17 protein-coding genes and 6 tRNA genes are annotated in these 14,493 nt (G+C 71.3%); 10 read left to right on the top strand and 13 right to left on the bottom strand.

What is annotated here, in order from left to right; all coding sequences use genetic code 11:
- Nucleotides 1-38: 38 nt before the first annotated feature.
- Both OG453_RS18265 and OG453_RS18260 read right to left on the bottom strand, forming a co-directional pair.
- Nucleotides 39-110, bottom strand: a tRNA-Val gene (locus OG453_RS18265).
- Nucleotides 111-176: 66 nt separating this feature from the next.
- The gene (locus OG453_RS18260) at nucleotides 177-608 is read right to left on the bottom strand and encodes a TIGR02611 family protein (RefSeq protein WP_266868970.1); all 432 of its coding nucleotides are present in this window, start codon (nucleotides 606-608) and stop codon (nucleotides 177-179) included.
- A gap of 191 nt (nucleotides 609-799) precedes the next feature.
- Between OG453_RS18260 and OG453_RS18255 the strand changes: the two genes are divergently transcribed.
- Both OG453_RS18255 and OG453_RS18250 read left to right on the top strand, forming a co-directional pair.
- Nucleotides 800-1,213, top strand: coding sequence for an SsgA family sporulation/cell division regulator (locus OG453_RS18255; RefSeq protein WP_003959770.1), 414 nt, complete (start codon nucleotides 800-802; stop codon nucleotides 1,211-1,213).
- Between the two features lie 198 nt (nucleotides 1,214-1,411).
- The gene (locus OG453_RS18250) at nucleotides 1,412-1,975 is read left to right on the top strand and encodes a CGNR zinc finger domain-containing protein (RefSeq protein ID WP_266868969.1); all 564 of its coding nucleotides are present in this window, start codon (nucleotides 1,412-1,414) and stop codon (nucleotides 1,973-1,975) included.
- Between the two features lie 16 nt (nucleotides 1,976-1,991).
- Here the strand turns inward: OG453_RS18250 and OG453_RS18245 are convergent, their stop codons facing one another.
- Nucleotides 1,992-2,168 (bottom strand): hypothetical protein, encoded by a 177-nt coding sequence (locus OG453_RS18245; RefSeq protein ID WP_167828961.1) that lies wholly within the window; start codon nucleotides 2,166-2,168, stop codon nucleotides 1,992-1,994.
- Nucleotides 2,169-2,351: 183 nt separating this feature from the next.
- Here OG453_RS18245 and OG453_RS18240 point away from each other — a divergent pair, with 183 nt between their 5' ends.
- Nucleotides 2,352-3,890, top strand: coding sequence for a DUF4874 domain-containing protein (locus OG453_RS18240; protein ID WP_266868967.1), 1,539 nt, complete (start codon nucleotides 2,352-2,354; stop codon nucleotides 3,888-3,890).
- Between the two features lie 69 nt (nucleotides 3,891-3,959).
- Here the strand turns inward: OG453_RS18240 and OG453_RS18235 are convergent, their stop codons facing one another.
- Entirely contained in the window at nucleotides 3,960-4,424 is a 465-nt protein-coding gene (locus tag OG453_RS18235) for a hypothetical protein (protein WP_266868966.1), read from the bottom strand.
- Between the two features lie 155 nt (nucleotides 4,425-4,579).
- Here OG453_RS18235 and OG453_RS18230 point away from each other — a divergent pair, with 155 nt between their 5' ends.
- Nucleotides 4,580-5,104 (top strand): DsbA family protein, encoded by a 525-nt coding sequence (locus OG453_RS18230; RefSeq protein WP_266868965.1) that lies wholly within the window; start codon nucleotides 4,580-4,582, stop codon nucleotides 5,102-5,104.
- Here OG453_RS18230 and OG453_RS18225 read toward each other — a convergent pair.
- The 3 genes from OG453_RS18225 to OG453_RS18215 all read right to left on the bottom strand — a co-directional run bounded on the left by OG453_RS18225 (nucleotide 5,101) and on the right by OG453_RS18215 (nucleotide 7,831).
- Entirely contained in the window at nucleotides 5,101-5,925 is an 825-nt protein-coding gene (locus tag OG453_RS18225) for an N-acetyltransferase (RefSeq protein WP_266868964.1), read from the bottom strand. The genes OG453_RS18230 and OG453_RS18225 overlap by 4 nt on opposite strands.
- 61 nt (nucleotides 5,926-5,986) lie before the next feature.
- Entirely contained in the window at nucleotides 5,987-6,808 is an 822-nt protein-coding gene (locus tag OG453_RS18220; RefSeq protein WP_266868963.1) for an aminotransferase class IV, read from the bottom strand.
- The gene (locus OG453_RS18215) at nucleotides 6,809-7,831 is read right to left on the bottom strand and encodes a chorismate-binding protein (protein ID WP_266869916.1); all 1,023 of its coding nucleotides are present in this window, start codon (nucleotides 7,829-7,831) and stop codon (nucleotides 6,809-6,811) included.
- A 199-nt stretch (nucleotides 7,832-8,030) separates the two neighbouring features.
- Between OG453_RS18215 and OG453_RS18210 the strand changes: the two genes are divergently transcribed.
- The 5 genes from OG453_RS18210 to OG453_RS18190 all read left to right on the top strand — a co-directional run bounded on the left by OG453_RS18210 (nucleotide 8,031) and on the right by OG453_RS18190 (nucleotide 8,512).
- Nucleotides 8,031-8,103, top strand: a tRNA-Gly gene (locus OG453_RS18210).
- Nucleotides 8,104-8,143: 40 nt separating this feature from the next.
- A tRNA-Cys gene (locus OG453_RS18205) sits at nucleotides 8,144-8,217 on the top strand.
- Between the two features lies 1 nt (nucleotide 8,218).
- A tRNA-Val gene (locus tag OG453_RS18200) sits at nucleotides 8,219-8,290 on the top strand.
- A gap of 46 nt (nucleotides 8,291-8,336) precedes the next feature.
- Nucleotides 8,337-8,408, top strand: a tRNA-Val gene (locus tag OG453_RS18195).
- A gap of 29 nt (nucleotides 8,409-8,437) precedes the next feature.
- Nucleotides 8,438-8,512: transfer RNA gene (locus OG453_RS18190), tRNA-Val, on the top strand.
- Between the two features lie 53 nt (nucleotides 8,513-8,565).
- On the opposite strand, the gene OG453_RS18185 is transcribed toward OG453_RS18190, so the two are convergent.
- The 4 genes from OG453_RS18185 to OG453_RS18170 form a co-directional block, all read right to left on the bottom strand.
- Nucleotides 8,566-8,871, bottom strand: a complete 306-nt coding sequence (locus OG453_RS18185) for a zf-TFIIB domain-containing protein (RefSeq protein WP_266868962.1) — start codon at nucleotides 8,869-8,871, stop codon at nucleotides 8,566-8,568.
- 69 nt (nucleotides 8,872-8,940) lie between these two features.
- On the bottom strand, nucleotides 8,941-9,891 hold the full coding sequence (locus OG453_RS18180; RefSeq protein ID WP_266868960.1) for an aminoglycoside phosphotransferase family protein: 951 nt from the start codon (nucleotides 9,889-9,891) through the stop codon (nucleotides 8,941-8,943).
- A gap of 247 nt (nucleotides 9,892-10,138) precedes the next feature.
- Nucleotides 10,139-10,345, bottom strand: coding sequence for a hypothetical protein (locus OG453_RS18175; protein WP_266868959.1), 207 nt, complete (start codon nucleotides 10,343-10,345; stop codon nucleotides 10,139-10,141).
- Nucleotides 10,346-10,543: 198 nt separating this feature from the next.
- Nucleotides 10,544-10,810 (bottom strand): hypothetical protein, encoded by a 267-nt coding sequence (locus OG453_RS18170; RefSeq protein WP_266868958.1) that lies wholly within the window; start codon nucleotides 10,808-10,810, stop codon nucleotides 10,544-10,546.
- 195 nt (nucleotides 10,811-11,005) lie between these two features.
- Between OG453_RS18170 and OG453_RS18165 the strand changes: the two genes are divergently transcribed.
- Nucleotides 11,006-12,298: a serine/threonine-protein kinase gene (locus OG453_RS18165; protein WP_266868957.1), complete on the top strand. Its 1,293-nt coding sequence runs from the start codon at nucleotides 11,006-11,008 to the stop codon at nucleotides 12,296-12,298.
- Here OG453_RS18165 and OG453_RS18160 read toward each other — a convergent pair.
- Together OG453_RS18160 and cobA are read right to left on the bottom strand one after the other, a co-directional pair.
- Complete coding sequence (locus tag OG453_RS18160) at nucleotides 12,289-13,107, bottom strand: RNA methyltransferase (RefSeq protein ID WP_135336239.1); 819 nt, start codon at nucleotides 13,105-13,107, stop codon at nucleotides 12,289-12,291. The two genes, OG453_RS18165 and OG453_RS18160, sit on opposite strands and share 10 nt — an antisense overlap.
- 107 nt (nucleotides 13,108-13,214) lie before the next feature.
- The gene (gene cobA / locus OG453_RS18155) at nucleotides 13,215-14,447 is read right to left on the bottom strand and encodes a uroporphyrinogen-III C-methyltransferase (protein WP_266868956.1); all 1,233 of its coding nucleotides are present in this window, start codon (nucleotides 14,445-14,447) and stop codon (nucleotides 13,215-13,217) included.
- Nucleotides 14,448-14,493 lie beyond the last annotated feature (46 nt).

Genomic DNA, 14,493 nt, shown 5'->3' with positions numbered 1-14,493 from the left:
GCCCGGAGGCTTAAAGCCTCCGGGCCGCAGTTCCGGGGTGGGCGATACTGGGTTCGAACCAGTGACCTCTTCGGTGTGAACGAAGCGCTCTCCCACTGAGCTAATCGCCCCGGGCGCACGGAGAACATTACCGCATGTCAGCGGGTGCCTCCGACCGCCCCGGAGTCACCCGTGGGTCACTCCTTGATCTTCCATGGCATCTCGAGGCCGAACTTCCATACGTAGACCGCGACCAGCACGGCGACGATCACCAGACCGATGGTCGTCAGGATGATGTTCCGGCGGCGCACCTTGGGATCGAGGGCGCGCTGCGCAGCCTCGGTGACCTTCCGCTTCGTCCAGCGAAGCACCAGCTGGGCCCAGACGAACTCGGTGGCCCAGATCGCCATGCCACCGAAGATCACCAGCCAGCCAGGACCGGGCAACGGCAGCATCACGATGCCCGCGGCAACCACCGCGAACCCCACGATGAAGACGCCCACCTGCCAGCTGAGGTGCAGTGTCTTGCGGGCCTGGACGAACGCAGGAGCGCGCGACCCAAGCGGCTGTTCGGCCTTCTCACCGTCGGTCGCGGCCGCGACCCCCGGCTCGTTACTCCCCGTATTCATACGGCCAAACCCTACCGGACGGAAACCCGTCACCGGAATGGGCGCACGTCCCGGACAAACACCCCGCCGTACGAGCTACCTAAAGACACGCAAAACCCTCAGAGGGGTTTACAACGGCACCGTAGGTGGCATGTCGATTTCGCCGACGTGCGAATCCCCGAGCGCACACTGAGCGAAAGGCCCTGGCGCTTATGAACACCACGGTCAGCTGCGAGCTGCACCTGCGCCTCGTTGTGTCGAGCGAGTCCTCACTGCCTGTACCCGCAGGACTGCGGTATGACACGGCCGATCCCTATGCCGTGCACGCCACCTTCCACACCGGAGCCGAGGAAACCGTCGAGTGGGTGTTCGCCCGCGACCTCCTCGCCGAGGGCCTGCACCGGCCCACCGGTACCGGCGACGTCCGAGTCTGGCCGTCCCGGAGCCACGGTCAGGGTGTTGTCTGCATCGCCCTGAGTTCCCCCGAGGGTGAGGCTCTGCTCGAGGCCCCGGCGCGGGCACTGGAATCGTTCCTCAAGCGAACCGACGCGGCCGTGCCGCCCGGCACAGAACACCGCCACTTCGATCTCGATACGGAGCTCTCGCACATCCTGGCCGAAAGCTAGATCCAGGCGGCGCGAGAGCGCCCGGCGCCGTCCGACTCGGGGCGACGGCTCGGGCACGACAACCGCATAGGCCAGGCACCGGCGCCGTCGCCGCGGATTCCCGCGGGGACGGCGCCGGTGCTGTGTTCCGGGAAGCCGCTAGCATCGGCCAGCATCGGCGGGCAGACCTGCCCGACCCCCCAGGCCAGGGAGCGAATCGTGCTGATCACCCACGACACCCGGTGTGCGCTCGACGCCGTGGTCGATCTGGTGAACACCGCATCGGACGACGAGAGCGCCGAGACCGAGGGGCTCGCGGACGTAGCAGCGCTTGGCGAGTTCGTACGAAGCCACGACATCAGCGACGTCGGAGTGCTCACCGAACGTGACCTCGCCGGCGTTCGGCAGATCCGCAGCCGCTTCTACGAGGTCTTCGCCTCCCCCGAGCCACAGGCCGCGGCGGCGGTGATCAACGAACTGGTCGCGGCGGCGGGCACCACGCCCCGGCTCACCGACCACGACGGCTACGACTGGCACGTGCACTACTTCGCGCCGGGCGCCTCCATCGCCGACCACCTCGCGGCGGACTGCGGGATGGCGCTGGCGTTCTTCGTGGTCGCCGGTGAGCAGGAGCGGCTGCGGCGCTGCGAGGCGCCGGACTGCCGACGCGCCTTCGTGGATCTCTCCCGCAATCGCTCGCGCCGCTACTGCGACAGCCGGACCTGCGGGAACCGGCTGCACGTGGCCGCCTACCGGGCCCGCCGCAAGGAAGCCGCGGGCTGAGCCCCTGCGCCGGCGGCTACAGCCTCAGCAGATCGTGCAGCGAGCCCATCAGGAGCAGGAAGCCGATCACCGCCAGGAAGATCATCAGGGGTGGCTGGGAGAGCGCGAAGAGACAGCCCTGCGGCTCCTCGGTCGGCGCTGCTCGCTCATCGGTCGGCGGGGCGGCATCGCCCGGTGTGGTGGTGTCCAGCATCTCGCGGCGATGATGACGCAGTCGGGACACCACCGCCGACCAACACGCCCGGAAAGGCCGGGAGTTCGCTTAAATCCGTGACCAGAAAAGTCCAGTGCCCCGCGCGTTCCGTCCATGGCTCACCAGCACGGCGCCTCGTCAGACTCGGCACCCCCGCCGTCCACGCGAACGAGGAAGCCACACATGCGCATGGAACGCAGACGGCTGTTGACGACCGCGCTCGGCACTGCCGCGGCCGCGATGGTGCCGCTCGGCGCGGCTTCCCCCGCCCGCGCGGCCGGCTGGCAGCGGGTCCCGCATCGCGGCATCCGCCCGGACGACCCGGAGGGCCGCGCCCCGCTGGCCAACCCGCGCCGCGGCTTCCGCTACGAGATGTCGTACAACGCGATCGACCTGACGAGCCCCTGGCCGAACGAGGCGGACCACTCCCCCGACGCAGCGAAGACCCTGGACCTCCTGGAGCGCGAGTACGGCCCCGGCGCGAACCTGACCCAGCTGTACTTCTACCTCTGGGACTTCGCGACCTCCACGATCCCGCAGAGCGCGCTCGACAACATCGAGAGCGTCTTCCGCGGGCTGCGTCGCAAGGGATACGCGGCGGTCCTGCGCTTCGTGTACGACGACGGGGTGCGGGAGAACCGGCGCTACACCGTGCAGGACATCCAGCGGCACATCGGGCAGCTCGCGCCGCTGGTCGCGCGCAACAGCGACGTGGTGGCCGTGTGGCAGGCCGGCTTCCTGGGCGCCTGGGGCGAGTGGCACGGGAGTTACTACCGGCACGAGACGTACCCCGACGCCGTCACCGCCATCATGACGACGCTCGTCGCCGCGCTCCCGCCGGGCATGCACACCCAGGTCCGGTACGCGGAGAAGCGCGACATGATCACTGACAAGGCGATCCTGGACCGGGTCGGCTTCCACAACGACTACGTGACGCTCGGCGAGGGCGAGTGGGACTACTACGTCCCGGACAACCCCGGCTGGCCGAGCTATCTCGACGTGTCGCCGACCCGGATGATGGACGGCGAGATGCCCTGGGACAAGGGCCAGAGCGCCGACCCCTACGCGTGGAGCACCGTCATCCCCGGGGTGCCCGCCGCCCGGCGGCTGCAGACGCTGCGCTTCGACAGCCTGTCCCTGGTGCACAACGCCACGGTCACCGTGCCGGCCTGGAAGGCGGCGGAGCTGACCGAGCGGCAGACAGCGGACGCGCTGCTTCCGGTCTCGGACGGCTACTTCCGGGAGCGTGACGGGCGGCTGGTGGCGCGCACGCAGTTCGAATATCTGCGGGACCACCTGGGCTACCGCATCGAGGTGCGCGAGGCCCGCTACGACCTGTCTGGCGCCCGTGGCGGCCGCATCCCCGTGGAGGTCGACGTGGTCAACCGCGGCTTCGCGGCACCGAAGCACCCGCGTCCGGTGAGGCTGGCGCTCCTGGACGCGGACGGGCGGACGGTCGCCTCGGCGGACACCGGGGCGGACTGGCGCGACTGGCGGCCGCAGGGCCGCGCGGAGACCGGCGACGACCACTCGGGCCCGAAGGTCACGACCGTGCGCGGAGAGCTCGCCCTGCCGTCCGGCGTGCGCGGCCGCCACCGCCTGGGACTCGCCCTGCCCGACCCGGCCTTCCCCGGCAAGGGGCGCGCGGTGCGGTGCGCCAACGGGTCCGTGAAGTGGGTCGACGGTGTGAACGTCCTCGCCGAGATGCGGCTGGGCGGCTGAGCCCCTTCGGCCTCGCCGCCCAGCTCACGCAGCCCGCCCTCGGGGGTTCGGGGGTGTCAGATGGGGCTGTCAGATGCCGTGCTTCTTCAAGATGGCCTCGATGTCGCTGAAGTCCTCCGTGGGCGCGGCCGCCTTCGGCTTGCCCTTGGCCTTGGCCTGGACCTCGGCCTTGGCGGCCGGGCGTGCGCCCTGCCCCAGCGAGGGCGCCGACGCCGCAGGGGCGACGGCCTCGCGCTGGGCTGCCTTGGCTGCCTCCTTGCGCTCCTTGCGGGTGCCGACGCTGCGGCGCTCCACGGCCCGGGTGGTCATGAAGAGCAGCCAGGCGACACCGAGGACGCCGAAGCCCGCCCACGCCTTCATGCTGAAGGCGGTGTCGGCCAGCCATCCCACGACGCCGGTCATGACGAGGCCGATCGGGACCAGGGAGTACGCGGCGAGGCGCGTCGCCGCGAGGAAACGCTTTCGGTAGGCCGTGACAGCGGCGATGCCCAGGCCGGCCACGGACACGGCGGAACAGACGGTCTCGGCAATCATCCGGTCCTCCAGGGCACGCGGGCGTGAACGGTGACAATGTCGTCCCTTCCATCCTGCACCGGGTGGGCCCTCCCGAGCCACGTCCTGGGCGGACCTCAGGGACATATCCGGGTCCGGCATCCTCCGCAGGTCCCGGTCGGTGGAAGACTGAACCCATGAACGACTCCTCCCCCGCCGACCTCACCGGCCCCGCAGGACCCGTGGTCATCGACGTCTGGTGCGAGCTCCAGTGCCCGGACTGCACCCGCGCCCTCGACGACGTACACGCCCTGCGCGCCCGGTACGGCGACCGCGTCGAACTGCGCCTTCGCCACTTCCCGCTCGAGAAGCACAAGCACGCCTTCGCCGCCGCCCAGGCCGCCGAGGAGGCCTTCGAGCAGGGCAAGGGCTGGCCGTACGTCGAGGCGGTGCTCGGGAAGGTCGCGGATCTGGACAAGAAGGGCGAGGCCGTCCTCGTCGAGACGGCCCGTGAACTGGGCCTGGACGCGGAGGAGTTCGACACCGCCCTGATCGACGGCCGGCACATCCTGATCGTCGACGCCGACCAGGCCGAGGGCAAGGCGATCGGCGTCACCGGCACACCGACGTACGTCGTCGACGGCCAACGCCTCGACGGCGGCAAGAGCCAGGAGGGCCTGCGCGAGCGCGTCGAGGAGATCACGGACCGGCTGCTGGCCTAGAGCAGCGGTTTGTAGACGTAGTACGTGACCGGCTCGTAGCCCAGCGACTGGTAGAGGCGCAGTGCCGGGGCGTTGCCCGCGAAGACGTTGAGGCCGATGCGGCTGCTGCCCGCCTCGTGGGCCTGGGCCTCGGCGAGGAGCATCAGGGAACGGCCGTGCCCCTGGCCGCGGTGCTCCGCGTCGACCTCGACGTCGAAGACGAACGCGGGGTCGTCGTACACGGCCAGCCACAGGGCGCCGACCTCCGTGCCCGCGTGGGTGAGGACGCTGAGCCGCACCCCGGGGGTGGCGATCCCCTGCCCCAGGTGGTCGGCGTGGTCCCTGTCGGACTTGGCGCGCGCCTCGGCCTCGGGGACGCCGCGCTCCATCCAGTCGCGCGCGTAGTCGTCCTTCTTGCGCGCCAGCCACACCTCGTACGCGGCCTCGGTCATCGGCCGCCACTCGACGCCCGCGGGCAGGACGGGCGGCTCGGCGGGCAGTGTCTTGGCCATGTGGCGGTTGCGCTCCACATAGCCCAGGGACGTGACGAGGCGGTGGGCCGCCGTGGCCGCTGCGGGCACGATCGTCTCGATCCGCCGGCAGCCCCAGCCGCGCGCCACCTCCTCGGCGGCGAGCGCGGCGACGGTGCCGCGGCCGCGCCTGCGGTCCGGTTCCTCGATGCGCAGATCCTTGATCTGTGCGACGGCGGGACCGAACACGGGGTGCGTGGCGAGTTCTATCCCGCCCACCGGACGGCTGTTCACACACACTTCGTACGTGCGTGACTTCGCGCCGTCAGCGCTCTTTCGGAGCGGCCCGGTCGGCCGCAGGGTCGTGGTCATCAGTGGTGTTGTACCCGCCCCGCGGCCGCTCCGTCACCAGGATTTCACCGGTTCTCGGGGCTCACGGGTCGAGGTCGTCCGCCGCACGCTCGTCGAAGATCCGCATCGCCTTGGCGGTCACCGGGCCCGGCGTGCCCGGCAGTTCGCGTCCGTCGATCCGGTGCACGGCCTGGACGTCACGGAGCGTCGAGGTCAGGAACACCTCGTCTGCGCGGTCCAGGACGTCGAGCGGCAGATCGGTCTCCTGCGCGCCCGTCCAGTCGACGGCCAGCGCGCGCGTGATGCCCGCCAGACAGCCGGAGGCGACCGGCGGCGTGTGGATCTCACCGTCGAGCACGACGAAGACGTTCGAACCGGTGCCTTCGCAGAGCTGCCCCACGGTGTTGCCGAACAGCGCTTCGGAGGCGCCCTGTTCGTGGGCGCGCGCGAGGGCGACGACGTTCTCGGCGTACGACGTGGTCTTCAGGCCGGTCAGCGCGCCGCGCTCGTTGCGGGTCCACGGCACCGTGATCACGGCGGTCGCGTCGGGGCGCCTGTCTGCCTCGCCGAGGGCGACGACCAGCGTCTGGCCCTGGTCACCTCGGTCCGAGCCGAGCGGCGAGAGGCCTCCGGTGTAGGTGATGCGCAGCCGCCCCAGCGGCATCGGGTTGGCGTCGATCACGGCGGCGCAGGCCGCGCGCACCTCGTCCAGGTCCGGCTCGGGAAGGCCGAGGCCGCGCGCCGAGCGGGCGAGCCGGTCCAGGTGCCGGGTCAGCGCGAAGGGCCGCCCCTCGACCGTCTTCACCGTCTCGAAGATGCCGTCGCCGACGGTCAGGCCGTGGTCGAGCACGGAGACACGGGCGGTATCGAGGTCCTGCAGTCCGCCATTGAGCCAGATCTTCACTTAAGAGGTCCCTCCACTCACTTCGTACGCCCCCGACGCTACCGCCAGCAGCCTTTCCGCCTTCAGCTCGGTCTCCCGCCACTCCCCCTCGGGGTCCGAGCCCCAGGTGATGCCCGCTCCGGTGCCGAACCGCAGCACTCCCTCGGCGCGGTCGATCCAGAAGGTGCGGATGCCGACGGCCAGTTCACCGGTGCCCCGGTCGGCGTCGACCCAGCCGATGCCGCCGCAGTACGGACCGCGGGGCGCGGTCTCCAGGGCGTCGATGATGCGCAGGGCGCTGGACTTGGGGGCGCCGGTGACGGAACCGGGCGGGAAAGCCGCGGCGAAGAGTTCGGGCCAGCCGGCGTCGGGGCGGAGCTCGCCCCGGACGGTGGAGACGAGGTGGACCAGCCCAGGATGCTTCTCGATCACGCACAGGTCGGGGACGGTCACGGAGCCGGTCTCGCAGATCCGCCCGAGGTCGTTGCGGACGAGGTCCACGATCATGACGTTCTCGGCGTAGTCCTTCTCAAGAAGATCCGCTTCGGTACGGCCCGTGCCCTTGATCGGACCCGACTCGATGACGCGCCCCGCACGCCTCAGGAACAGCTCGGGGGACGCCGTGGCTATCTCCACGCCGTGCTCGGGCAGGCGGATCGTTCCGGCGTACGGAGCGGGGTTCCCGCGCGCGAGGAGAGCGGTCAGGGCGTCCACGTCGGCGCCGTCCGGGACCGGCGCGGACAGCACGCGGCAGAGGTTCGCCTGGTAGACGTCGCCGGCCGCGATGTGCGCGCGCACGCGCCGCACGCCTTCCGTGTACGCGCTGCGGTCGAGCGAGGACGTCCAGTCACCGGCGGTGGGCCCCCGCCAGGCCCCCGGCACCGGGGCGGGCACCGGCTCTTCACGTACGTCGGCGAAGCGGGCGCAGACGAGGCCGCCCTCGAAATCCGCGGCGACCGCCCAGAAGCCGCTGGAGTCCAGGGCCGAGGGATCGCTGGTCACGTCGGTGAGGCCGGTCGCCACCAGGCCGCCGAAGCGCGCCATGGGCAGGGGCGCCCCGGAGGGCCGCTGGGAGGACGTCTGAGGGGGGCTGTGCACGCTTGCGAGTCTATGACCGGCGTCATGGTGGCGCCCCGGGCCGGTGACAGCGCAGCACGCTGCGCAAACGCGTTTTTGTACTGGCCCAGGAATCCGCTAGAGTTCAACACGTCGCCGGGACGCGCAAGCGGACCGGGAAAGACAAGCGGACGTAGCTCAGTTGGTAGAGCGCAACCTTGCCAAGGTTGAGGTCGCCAGTTCGAACCTGGTCGTCCGCTCGCAGGAAAGTGGGGGATCTTCCCGAGACCCCGCACTCCTGGTGGAGTGGCCGAGAGGCGAGGCAACGGCCTGCAAAGCCGTCTACACGGGTTCAAATCCCGTCTCCACCTCCAAGCGCGATTAGCTCAGCGGGAGAGCGCTTCCCTGACACGGAAGAGGTCACTGGTTCAATCCCAGTATCGCGCACGCAGAACTGAATAACCCCTGGTCCCGTATGGTGTGGGACCGTCCCGCGCGATTAGCTCAGCGGGAGAGCGCTTCCCTGACACGGAAGAGGTCACTGGTTCAATCCCAGTATCGCGCACGCAGTACGCAGCACACGCAGGTTGACCTGCGCGATTAGCTCAGCGGGAGAGCGCTTCCCTGACACGGAAGAGGTCACTGGTTCAATCCCAGTATCGCGCACCATCCGTACGAAGCCCCCGGCCGTCTCCACGGCCGGGGGCTTCGTCGTTCCTCGGTCAGGAGGAGAAGAGCATGTGCCCGAAGCTCTTGTGGCGCTTGTTGTGGCCGTAGTGCCCACCGTGGCCGCCGTGGTGGCCGCCGTGCTGGGGAGCGCCCCACTGCGGGGCGGGAGCGGCCGGGTACGCCTGCGGGGCCGGCGGCGGGGGCGGGGCCTGCTGGCCGCCCCACTGGGACTCGACCCGGCTCAGGGCCTCGAGCTCGCCGTAGTCGAGGAATATCCCGCGGCAACCGCTGCACTGCTCGATCTGGACGCCATTGCGGTTGTACGTGTGCATCGGTGCATGGCACTTGGGACACTGCATGGTCGGCTCAACTCCTCGCCGGTCGTGACTGCTTCGCCGGATCTCTGCCCGGCTTCGGTGCGTTGCACCCTACTTCGTGGAGGTGGGAGCCAACTCCGGCGGGAGGGCGGCCATTCGATCACAGGCGTCGACGACCGCCTGCTCGATCTCGTCGAGGGGCCGCTGCTCGGCGACGGACTTCGCGACGGCCAGGGCAGCGGTCTGCACGGTGAGGGCGCGGGCCGGGACGTCCAGGGCGGGCCAGGGATCGGCGCCCGCCGCGGGGATCGCGGGCCCGCCGGCGCCTTGGTAGGCGGTCAGGAAGCGGGTCCACTCATCGGGGCCGAGGAGGCCGCAGGCGTACCAGGCGGCGGGGCGGGCCAGGTCCCAGGCCGGCTCCCCCAGGCCGAGGTCGTCCACGTCGATCAGCAGCCACTGCCCTTCGGGGGTACGGACCAGCTGGCCCAGGTGCAGATCTCCGTGGCACAGGTGCTTGCGGGACGGCGCGGGAGCCTCGGCCCTGGCCCAGGCCGGGAGGGTGGCCCAGGCGCGCTCGACGGGGGCGGCGGCGGGGTGCGGGCCCGCCGCGCGCATCCGCCCCATGGCGCGGGCGGCCTTCGCCGGGCCGCGCATCTCCGGGAGCGAGTGCGGGAGCCTGGCGGCGGGCACCTTGTGCAGGCCGGCGAGGAGGGTGGCGGCGGCTTCCCAAGGGGCGGCGTCGGGGTTGTCGCGGTCCACGGGGGTGCCGGCCTCCCACAGGGTGACCAGGCGCCCGTGGAGCTGGGTCACCGTCTCGCCGAGCGGTGGGAGGAGCGTGCCGGGGAGGGCGGCGGCGACCTTGAGGCGGGCCGCCAACTCTGTGGCGTCCGTGTCGGGGGCGTGGGCCTTGGCGACGATGTTGCCGTGCCGGATGACGGTTGCGTCGTCGCGGTCGGCGAGGACGGCCTCGGATCCGCAGGCGCAGGTGGTGCGGTGAGCTGTGTGGCGGACCTTGGCGGTCAGCGCGGGCAGCAAGGCGGTCACGGGTCCCCCGGCATACATCGATCGGTGCTGCCCGTGAGCGTACGCGGGCTGGATTTCCAGCCCGTCCGGCGTTTGAGGACGAACTCGGCGGAGCCGGTGATCAACGGCGCCCAAGGACCCCGGCGGAGCCCCGCGCAAAGAAAGGCCCGCGCAGCTCCCCAGCTGCGCGGGCATTTCTCATTGCCGTCCGCCGCACCCCCGTCCCCACGGGGTTTCCTGGCCGGATGTCCCCGCCCGGACCGCTCATCCGGGCCCGGGGCGCCGCTCAGCGCCCCAGCATCACGCCCACGGACGACGCCTGTGTGACCACCGCTTCCCAGCCGCCGAAGACGACTACGAGCAGGGCCGCCAAGGGAAGAACCATGGCCGTCGCCACCAAGGGATGGCGCGTGCCGGACGGGCGGACGCCGAACGTGGCGAAAGCCCTACGTCCCTGCGTGCGGATCATCGTCCGCGATGCCGTGTCCGCCATGGTTCCTCTCCTGACCGAGTCTGTATGAACTTGGCAGCGGCGGGTGTCTGACCTCGGGGGACGAGTGCTGCACCCGCCGCTTGACCTCAAATCTAGGTGCGCGGAGCTTCCTGGGCGTCATGCCCTCGTACCGATTGCCGGGCCTCCCGAAGGATGACCGATCGCCCCTCATGTACTCCCATGGGTGGAGACGGGGTCCTAGGTCTCAGGGTCTTCCCGGAGGGGGCGGGCGGCCTGCTCGGATGTGTCCTCCCGCGGGACGGGCTGCTCGACGAGGGCGAGCACCCGCGTCGCCATGAACCGTGCCGTCCGCACGACGGAGCCGCTGCGGGTGACTTCGCTCACTTCGACCACTCCTCTGCGGACCGCCGTCTCCACCCGCCGGCCCGCTCGGCTCGCCACCACCTCGTACGTTCGCGTCGTGTCCCCGGCGTCCACGACTATCTCCACGCGATCACCCTTCACGGGATCAATCCCCCTTCAGCGATGGATGGTTGGGAGGCAGGGCAGAGCCAACGCCCGTTCCTCCCCGGTCCCCTGAGCACTCTTCAAGTTTCCCACCCGGCACTGACAATCGGTCGGGCCGCGAGGGCGCGGCCTCTGCACCTGCCCGGCCGCGGAAACGTAAGCTGTGGCTCGACAACGGACCGGGCAGCGGGGATGGACATGGCGATGATGCGGCTCCGGCGCGAGGACCCGCGTGTCGTCGGCTCGTTCAGACTGCACAGGCGGCTGGGCGCAGGCGGCATGGGTGTCGTCTATCTGGGGTCGGACCGGCGGGGGCAGCGCGTCGCCCTGAAGGTGATCCGGCCCGATCTGGCGGAGGATCAGGAGTTCCGTTCGCGCTTCGCGCGGGAGGTCTCCGCGGCCCGCCGGATCAGGGGCGGTTGTACGGCCCGCCTCGTCGCCGCCGATCTCGACGCCGACCGGCCGTGGTTCGCCACGCAGTACGTTCCCGGGCCCTCCCTGCACGACAAGGTCGCCGCCGAGGGGCCGCTCACCGCGGCCGAGGTGGCGGTGGTCGGTTCGGCGCTTGCCGAGGGTCTTGTCGCCGTGCACGAGGCCGGTGTCGTACACCGTGATCTCAAGCCGTCGAACATCCTGCTGTCCCCGAAGGGGCCGCGGATCATTGACTTCGGGATCGCCTGGGCGACCGGCGCCTCGACGCTGACCCACGTCGGTACGGCCGTCGGGTCGCCCGGCTTCCTCGCGCCCGAGCAGGTGCGCGGCGCCGCCGTCACCCCCGCCACCGACGTGTTCGCCCTGGGCGCCACGCTCGCGTACGCGGGGATGGCGGACTCGCCCTTCGGGCACGGCAGTTCGGAGGTCATGCTCTACCGGGTCGTCCATGAGGAGGCGCAGCTCGGCGGGGTGCCGGACGCGCTCGCCCCGCTCATCCGGGCCTGCCTCGCCAAGGACCCGGAGGAGCGGCCAAGCACCCTCCAACTGTCGCTCAGACTCAAGGAGATCGCGGCCCGTGAGGCCCAAGGCGGGCTGAGCGACGTACGGCCGCCCGCGCCCCGGCACGACCAGGACAGGCCCACGGGACGGCTCACCGAGGAGTACGCGGACCAGCGCACGCAGCGGCGTCATCCGCAGGGCACTCCCCCGCCGCGGCCCAGTTCGTCGCGGCCGGGTGCGTCACGGACCGGTTCATCGCGTGCCGGTACCGGTTCTTCCCGGTCGGGTTCACGTCCCGCGCCGTCCAGGAACACCACCCGCTCCGGTGGCAGATCCGGGCCCCGGGCCACCGGCACGGGCCGCAGGCCGGCCAATCCGCGGCTGCTGCGGCAGCGGCTCTTCGTGTTCGTCGTCGTGACGCTCCTGGTGGCCCTCGGCATCGCGGCGGCGCAGGGGTGCCAGGGGCCCGCGCAGGGGCTCGGCGACAGCGGCGTACACGATGTGCGTGCGGCGCAGCCGGCCGAAGGCCCGGGGCCGGGCTCTCAGAGCTGAGGGCGGCCCGTCGCCACGGCATAGAAGGCGACCGCCGCGGCCGCTCCCACGTTGAGCGAGTCGACGCCGTGGGCCATCGGGATGCGGACCCATTCGTCGGCGGCGACCAGGGCCTGGGTGGAGAGGCCGTCGCCCTCCGCTCCCAGCATCAGCGCCACCCGGTCCATGCGGTGCGGGGCCGCCTCGTCCAGGGTCTTCGCCTTCTCGTCCGGGGTGAGCGCGAGGAGGTTGAAGCCCGCTTCGCGTACGCCGTCCAGGCCCTTGGGCCAGGATTCGAGGCGGGCGTACGGGACGGAGAAGACCGCGCCCATGGAGACCTTCACCGAGCGGCGGTAGAGCGGGTCGGCGCAGTCCGGTGAGAGCAGGACCGCGTCCATGCCGAGGGCGGCGGCGCTGCGGAAGATCGCGCCGATGTTCGTGTGGTCGTTGACCGACTCCATGACCACGACACGGCGGGCCGTGGTCAGGAGTTCGTCGGCGGTCGGCAGCGGCTTGCGCTGCATCGAGGCGAGGGCGCCGCGGTGCACGTGGTAGCCGGTGACCTGTTCGGCGAGGTCCGGGTTGACCGCGTACACGGGAGCCGGGACCTCGTCGATGACGTCCCGCATGACGTCGACCCACTTCGCGGAGAGCAGCATCGAGCGCATCTCGTAGCCCGCCTGCTTGGCGCGCCTGATCACCTTCTCGCCCTCGGCGATGAACAGGCCCTCGGCGGGCTCGCGCTTGCGGCGCAGTTCTACGTCGGTCAGGCCCGTGTAGTCGCGCAGGCGCGGGTCGGCGGGGTCGTCAACGGTGATGAGATCAGCCACAGGGTGATACTGCCTTGTCCTGGGTGTGGTGCCAACGCCCGGGGGCGGGTTGGGTTACCGGTGGTTACGTTGGGGCTCGTGGTGGTTACGCGGGGCTGTGCACACCGTCACGCTGAGCGGCCGGGGCCCACGTTCACCACGTCGCCGATGACGATGACCGCCGGCGGCTTCACCTCGTGCGCCGCGACCTGGGCGGCGACCGTGGCGAGGGTGGCGTCCACGCGGCGCTGGGCCGCGGTCGTGCCCTCCTGGATGAGGGCGACGGGGGTCTCGGGTGACCTGCCGTGCGCGGTGAGCGCCTCGGCGATCTTGCCGATCTTGTCCACGCCCATCAGGACGACGAGGGTGCCGCGCAGCTTGGCCAGGGACGGCCAGTCGACCAGGGAGCGCTCGTCGTCCGGGGCCACGTGGCCGCTGACGACCGTGAACTCGTGGGCGACGCCGCGGTGCGTGACGGGGATGCCCGCGGCGCCCGGGACCGAGATCGAGCTGGAGATGCCGGGGACGACCGTGCAGGGGATGCCGGCCTCGGCGAGCGCCTGGGCCTCCTCCATGCCACGGCCGAAGACGAAGGGGTCGCCGCCCTTGAGGCGGACGACCGACTTGCCCTGCTTGGCGTGCTCGATGAGGGCGTTGTTGATGGCTTCCTGGGCCATGAAACGGCCGTACGGGATCTTCGCGGCGTCGATCACCTCGACGTGCGGCGGCAGTTCGTCGAGGAGGTCGCGCGGGCCGAGCCGGTCGGCGATGACCACGTCCGCCTCGGCGAGCAGGCGGCGGCCGCGGACCGTGATCAGGTCCGGGTCGCCGGGGCCGCCACCGACCAGGGCGACGCCGGGGGTGCGGGTGCGGTGGTGGGGGGCCACGAGCGTGCCGTCGCGCAGGCCCTCGACGACCGCGTCGCGGATGGCGGCGGTGCGGCGGGGGTCGCGGCCGTGGATGTCCGTGGTGAGGACGGCGACCGTGACGCCTTCGGAGCGGCCGGTCGCGGGGGTCAGGGCCGTGGCCGCGTCGGCGTCGTCGGAACGTACGCACCAGACGCGGTGCGCTTCCGCTTCCGCGGAGGCCGCGGTGTTCGCCTCGGTGTCGCCGGTGGCGATGAGGGCGTACCAGGCGTCCTTGAGGTCGCCCTCCGCATAGGGGCGGCGCTCCCAGGTGATCTCGCCCGCGTCCGCCATCGCCTCTACGGAGGGTGTCGCGGTCGGCGATACGAGGAGGACGTCGGCGCCTGCCGCGATGAGGGCGGGGAGGCGGCGCTGGGCCACTTGGCCGCCGCCGAGGACGACCGCGCGGCGGCCGGTGAGGCGGAGGCCTACGGGGTAGGCGGGGTTTTCTGCCATGGCGTTGCGGCTCCTCGCGAGGCGGGGGGTTGTGCGGGCCGCTGCG

It is taken from the genome of Streptomyces sp. NBC_01381 (assembly GCF_026340305.1).
Taxonomy (GTDB): Bacteria; Actinomycetota; Actinomycetes; order Streptomycetales; family Streptomycetaceae; genus Streptomyces.
This window is presented reverse-complemented; position numbering and strand designations above follow the sequence as displayed.

Coding starts and splice junctions, on each gene's coding strand:
- OG453_RS18230 (WP_266868965.1), top strand. CDS start 4,580: ATGAACGACTCCTCCCCCGCCGACCTCACCGGCCCCGCAGGACCCGTG.
- OG453_RS18175 (WP_266868959.1), bottom strand. CDS start 10,345: ATGGCGGACACGGCATCGCGGACGATGATCCGCACGCAGGGACGTAGG.
- cobA (WP_266868956.1), bottom strand. CDS start 14,447: ATGGCAGAAAACCCCGCCTACCCCGTAGGCCTCCGCCTCACCGGCCGC.
- OG453_RS18225 (WP_266868964.1), bottom strand. CDS start 5,925: ATGACCACGACCCTGCGGCCGACCGGGCCGCTCCGAAAGAGCGCTGAC.
- OG453_RS18240 (WP_266868967.1), top strand. CDS start 2,352: ATGCGCATGGAACGCAGACGGCTGTTGACGACCGCGCTCGGCACTGCC.
- OG453_RS18235 (WP_266868966.1), bottom strand. CDS start 4,424: ATGATTGCCGAGACCGTCTGTTCCGCCGTGTCCGTGGCCGGCCTGGGC.
- OG453_RS18255 (WP_003959770.1), top strand. CDS start 800: ATGAACACCACGGTCAGCTGCGAGCTGCACCTGCGCCTCGTTGTGTCG.
- OG453_RS18215 (WP_266869916.1), bottom strand. CDS start 7,831: ATGGCGCGCTTCGGCGGCCTGGTGGCGACCGGCCTCACCGACGTGACC.
- OG453_RS18260 (WP_266868970.1), bottom strand. CDS start 608: ATGAATACGGGGAGTAACGAGCCGGGGGTCGCGGCCGCGACCGACGGT.
- OG453_RS18165 (WP_266868957.1), top strand. CDS start 11,006: ATGGACATGGCGATGATGCGGCTCCGGCGCGAGGACCCGCGTGTCGTC.
- OG453_RS18245 (WP_167828961.1), bottom strand. CDS start 2,168: ATGCTGGACACCACCACACCGGGCGATGCCGCCCCGCCGACCGATGAG.
- OG453_RS18180 (WP_266868960.1), bottom strand. CDS start 9,891: ATGTATGCCGGGGGACCCGTGACCGCCTTGCTGCCCGCGCTGACCGCC.
- OG453_RS18185 (WP_266868962.1), bottom strand. CDS start 8,871: ATGCAGTGTCCCAAGTGCCATGCACCGATGCACACGTACAACCGCAAT.